General features: G+C 51.2%; 2 rRNA genes. Both read right to left on the bottom strand.

From position 1 onward, the window contains the following. Window positions 1-66: 66 nt before the first annotated feature. Window positions 67-3,167, bottom strand: a 23S ribosomal RNA gene (locus ABD982_RS11150). A gap of 404 nt (window positions 3,168-3,571) precedes the next feature. Further along, window positions 3,572-5,101 (bottom strand): 16S ribosomal RNA (locus tag ABD982_RS11145). The 16S and 23S rRNA genes sit together here, the layout of an rRNA operon. Window positions 5,102-5,776 lie beyond the last annotated feature (675 nt).

The following is a 5,776-nucleotide window of genomic DNA, read 5'->3' as shown; positions in this document are numbered from 1 at the left end:
TGTTATCTCAAAACCATACAGTGGACGCAAACACAAACAAACCAGCCAACAAACCCTGAAAAAAAATAATGTAAGCCTTCGGACTATTAGTACCAGTCAACTCCACGGGAATTCCCCGCGTCCATACCTGGCCTATCAACCCCATCATCTATAGGGATCCTCACACGTTCAAAAAACGCTAGGAAATCTCATCTCAAAACAGGCTTCCCGCTTAGATGCTTTCAGCGGTTATCCCTCCCGAACGTAGCCAATCAGCCATGCACCTGGCGGTACAACTGACATACCAGAGGTTCGTCCGTCCCGGTCCTCTCGTACTAAGGACAGCCTTTCTCAAATTTCCAACGCGCGCAGCGGATAGGGACCGAACTGTCTCACGACGTTCTGAACCCAGCTCGCGTACCGCTTTAATGGGCGAACAGCCCAACCCTTGGGACCAACTCCAGCCCCAGGATGCGACGAGCCGACATCGAGGTGCCAAACCATGCCGTCGATATGGACTCTTGGGCAAGATCAGCCTGTTATCCCCGAGGTACCTTTTATCCGTTGAGCGACGGCCATTCCACAATGTACCGCCGGATCACTAGTCCCGACTTTCGTCCCTGCTCGACCTGCCAGTCTCACAGTCAAGCTCCCTTGTGCACTTACACTCAACACCTGATTGCCAACCAGGCTGAGGGAACCTTTGGGCGCCTCCGTTACTTTTTAGGAGGCAACCGCCCCAGTTAAACTACCCATCAGGCACTGTCCCTGACCCGGATCACGGGCCGAAGTTAGACATCCAGAGCGACCAGAGTGGTATTTCAACAACGACTCCACCAACACTAGCGTGTCAGCTTCACAGTCTCCCACCTATCCTACACAAGCCACACCGAACGCCAATACCAAACTATAGTAAAGGTCACGGGGTCTTTCCGTCCTGCTGCGCGAAACGAGCATCTTTACTCGTACTGCAATTTCGCCGAGTTCATGGTTGAGACAGTAGGGAAGTCGTTACTCCATTCGTGCAGGTCGGAACTTACCCGACAAGGAATTTCGCTACCTTAGGATGGTTATAGTTACCACCGCCGTTTACTGGGGCTTAAATTCTTAGCTTCGCCCACAAGGGGCTAACCAATCCTCTTAACCTTCCAGCACCGGGCAGGAGTCAGTCCATATACATCGTCTTACGACTTCGCATGGACCTGTGTTTTTGATAAACAGTCGCTTCCCCCAATTCTCTGCGACCCATACACGCTCCCCACCGCATAGGTGGATCACGCTCAAGGCTCCCCTTCTCCCGAAGTTACGGGGACATTTTGCCGAGTTCCTTAACCATGATTCTCTCGATCGCCTTAGTATTCTCTACCTGATCACCTGTGTCGGTTTGGGGTACGGGCGGCTAAAACCTCACGTCGATGCTTTTCTCGGCAGCATAGGATCACCAAATCCCCCAAAAAAGGGGTCCCATCACGTCTCAGGCCAACACCGGCGCATTTAACAACCGGATACCCTACACGCTTAGACCACGACAACCATCGCGTGGCTTGGCTACCTTCCTGCGTCACACCTGTTAATACGTTTACCTCAAAAAATCGGGTCCTGCAGTCCACCACAAGCTCCCCAACACCCAAAAAGGCGAAGAGGTTACAAACGGCTTCTCACAGTTAGCATCAAAAAATCAGTATGGACGGTTTTTTACCGGTACGGGAATATCAACCCGTTATCCATCGACTACGCCTGTCGGCCTCGCCTTAGGCCCCGACTAACCCAGGGCAGATTAGCTTGACCCTGGAACCCTTGATCATCCGGCGCACGGGTTTCTCACCCGTGATTCGCTACTCATGCCTGCATTCTCACTCGCATACCCTCCACCACTGGTTCACACCGCAGCTTCACTGGATACACGACGCTCCCCTACCCAACATATTCAAAAATACATTGCCATAACTTCGGTGGTGTACTTGAGCCCCGCTACATTATCGGCGCAGAATCACTTGACCAGTGAGCTATTACGCACTCTTTCAAGGGTGGCTGCTTCTAAGCCAACCTCCTGGTTGTCTAAGCAACTCCACATCCTTTCCCACTTAGTACACGCTTTGGGACCTTAGTTGATGGTCTGGGCTGTTTCCCTCTCGACAATGAAGCTTATCCCCCACTGTCTCACTGCTACGCTCTGACTTACCGGCATTCGGAGTTTAGCTGACGTCAGTAACCCTGTGGGGCCCATCGGCCATCCAGTAGCTCTACCTCCGGCAAGAAACACGTAACGCTGCACCTAAATGCATTTCGGGGAGAACCAGCTATCACAGAGTTTGATTGGCCTTTCACCCCTATCCACAGCTCATCCCCCCAGTTTTCAACCTAGGTGGGTTCGGTCCTCCACGACGTCTTACCGTCGCTTCAACCTGGCCATGGATAGATCACTCCGCTTCGGGTCTAGATCCTGCCACTCAAACGCCCTATTCAGACTCGCTTTCGCTACGGCTTCCCCACACGGGTTAACCTTGCGACAGAACACTAACTCGCAGGCTCATTCTTCAAAAGGCACGCTGTCACCCCAAAAGGCTCCAACGGCTTGTAAGCACACGGTTTCAGGTACTATTTCACTCCCCTCCCGGGGTACTTTTCACCATTCCCTCACGGTACTGATTCACTATCGGTCACTAGAAAGTATTTAGACTTACCAGGTGGTCCTGGCAGATTCACACGAGATTCCACGAGCCCCGTGCTACTCGGGTGGCCAACAAGCGGTCAAACACATTTCGGTTACAGGACTCTCACCTTCTCCGGCAGCCCATCCCAAGGCCTTCACCTACATGCTTGAACATCACTTCGACAGTCGATTGAAACTGCCACGCTGACTCCCACAACCCCCATGATGCAACCCTCAACCGGTATCACACACCACAGGTTTAGTCTCTTCCGCTTTCGCTCGCCACTACTCACAGAATCATATTTTATTTTCTCTTCCTGAGGGTACTGAGATGTTTCACTTCCCCCCGTTCCCTCCAACCAGCCTATACATTCAGCTGGTGGTAACAAACCATGATGGCTTGCTGGGTTTCCCCATTCGGAAATCCTCGAATCACAGTCCTGTTATCGACTCCTCGAGGCTTATCGCAGATTCACACGTCCTTCATCGGCTTCTAGTGCCAAGGCATCCACCGTGTGCTCTTATTAACTTACACACAGAAATATTTCAAGATGTCATTTACTTGACTAACTAAGTTACAAATCAAAAGAATCAAAGAAAATACTAGAAACAACACCCAAAAGATGTTGAATTAGGATCATTTCTTCAATCTTTAGAAGATGCTCGCGTCCACTATACAGTTTTCAAACAACAACCCACCCACACCAGCAGCAAAACCATCACAGTCTCACCCACCAATGCGCCAGGCATACCATTGAGACCAACAAGAAACCCTTGTTGCCTCAAAACCCAACAACACACCAAAAAACAATACTAAAACTCTCCACCACAACCAACCCAAAGGCCAGCTGCAACCTGAACCAATATTCCACCCATGAGCAAACCACCTGTTCAACACTCGTGAACAGAGATGGCCAACTATCTAGTTGAGCTCCTTAGAAAGGAGGTGATCCAGCCGCACCTTCCGGTACGGCTACCTTGTTACGACTTAGTCCCAATCGCCAATCCCACCTTCGACGACTCCCTCCCACAAGGGGTTAGGCCATCGGCTTCGGGTGTTACCAACTTTCGTGACTTGACGGGCGGTGTGTACAAGGCCCGGGAACGTATTCACCGCAGCGTTGCTGATCTGCGATTACTAGCGACTCCGACTTCATGGGGTCGAGTTGCAGACCCCAATCCGAACTGAGACCGGCTTTTTGGGATTAGCTCAACCTCACAGTATCGCAACCCTTTGTACCGGCCATTGTAGCATGCGTGAAGCCCAAGACATAAGGGGCATGATGATTTGACGTCATCCCCACCTTCCTCCGAGTTAACCCCGGCAGTCTCCTATGAGTCCCCACCATTACGTGCTGGCAACATAGAACGAGGGTTGCGCTCGTTGCGGGACTTAACCCAACATCTCACGACACGAGCTGACGACAACCATGCACCACCTGTATACCAGCCCCGAAGGGAAACCCCATCTCTGAGGCGGTCTAGTATATGTCAAGCCTTGGTAAGGTTCTTCGCGTTGCATCGAATTAATCCGCATGCTCCGCCGCTTGTGCGGGCCCCCGTCAATTTCTTTGAGTTTTAGCCTTGCGGCCGTACTCCCCAGGCGGGGCACTTAATGCGTTAGCTACGGCGCGGAAAACGTGGAATGTTCCCCACACCTAGTGCCCAACGTTTACGGCATGGACTACCAGGGTATCTAATCCTGTTTGCTCCCCATGCTTTCGCTTCTCAGCGTCAGTTACAGCCCAGAGACCTGCCTTCGCCATTGGTGTTCCTCCTGATATCTGCGCATTTCACCGCTACACCAGGAATTCCAGTCTCCCCTACTGCACTCTAGTCTGCCCGTACCCACTGCAAACCCGGGGTTAAGCCCCGGGCTTTCACAGCAGACGCGACAAACCGCCTACAAGCTCTTTACGCCCAATAATTCCGGACAACGCTCGCGCCCTACGTATTACCGCGGCTGCTGGCACGTAGTTAGCCGGCGCTTCTTCTGCAGGTACCGTCACTTTCGCTTCTCCCCTGCTGAAAGAGGTTTACAACCCGAAGGCCGTCATCCCTCACGCGGCGTCGCTGCATCAGGCTTGCGCCCATTGTGCAATATTCCCCACTGCTGCCTCCCGTAGGAGTCTGGGCCGTGTCTCAGTCCCAGTGTGGCCGGTCACCCTCTCAGGCCGGCTACCCGTCGTCGCCTTGGTGAGCCGTTACCTCACCAACAAGCTGATAGGCCGTGAGCCCATCTAAAACCAGTACAAAATCCCTTTCCACCAACACCTCATGCGAGGGTTGGTCGTATCCGGTATTAGACCCCGTTTCCAAGGCTTATCCCAGAGTTAAAGGCAGGTTACTCACGTATTACTCACCCGTTCGCCACTAATCCGCCCAGCAAGCTGGGCTTCATCGTTCGACTTGCATGTGTTAAGCACGCCGCCAGCGTTCGTCCTGAGCCAGAATCAAACTCTCCGTTAAAAATCTCTTTAATCGAGTAGCTTGATAATTTTCTGTATCTCATTGAAACGAGCCACCAAAGGATCACGGGGTGATCCTCCTCCTGTGCTTAATAGGAGCAAAATGTGGTGACTCAAACTGTCAATCTGAAACCATCTGATTATCAAATTCGCGCTCTACCACCACCGTGAAGTGAAGGTTGAGCGACTTTGTATTAATTATTTGGTATCAGTTCAAATCCAAAACCAACGGTCCAACAAATGTGTTGAACTTTAATGTTAGTTTGGACGAAAGAATCATTATTTGTTCTTTAGTGCGTTATTGAGTTTTCAAACAACAAACCGCATCACATCATATTCACACACGAAGCGTGTTCATGAACTGTTGTGTGATCAGTCATCAAATGGTGTTTTGTTGTTACCCTTTTGTTTGGGCAACTCGTCTAGTCTATCGTGTTTCTTTTAGGTTGGCAACTCGTTTTAGCGTGATGCCGACCACACCGTTTGTTGTTTAGATTTTCGCTTGTCCTTCAAATGATCAGTAGATGATCTTCTCGGTGACTGCGAAGATTCTTCTTCTTCAAGCAGTGGGAAACACTATGTGATTAGGCGTTTTGTCCTTCCGTGGCCTTCAGGTTTTTATCCCTGTGCCGCGGCGACTGGTAATACTTTACGCAGGTTCAAACAGGGGCGCAAC

It is taken from the genome of Rothia endophytica (assembly GCF_039543885.1).
GTDB lineage: Bacteria > Actinomycetota > Actinomycetes > Actinomycetales > Micrococcaceae > Rothia > Rothia endophytica.
The sequence above is the reverse complement of the archived record's forward strand: the minus strand, read 5'-3'. Positions and strand labels throughout refer to the sequence as shown.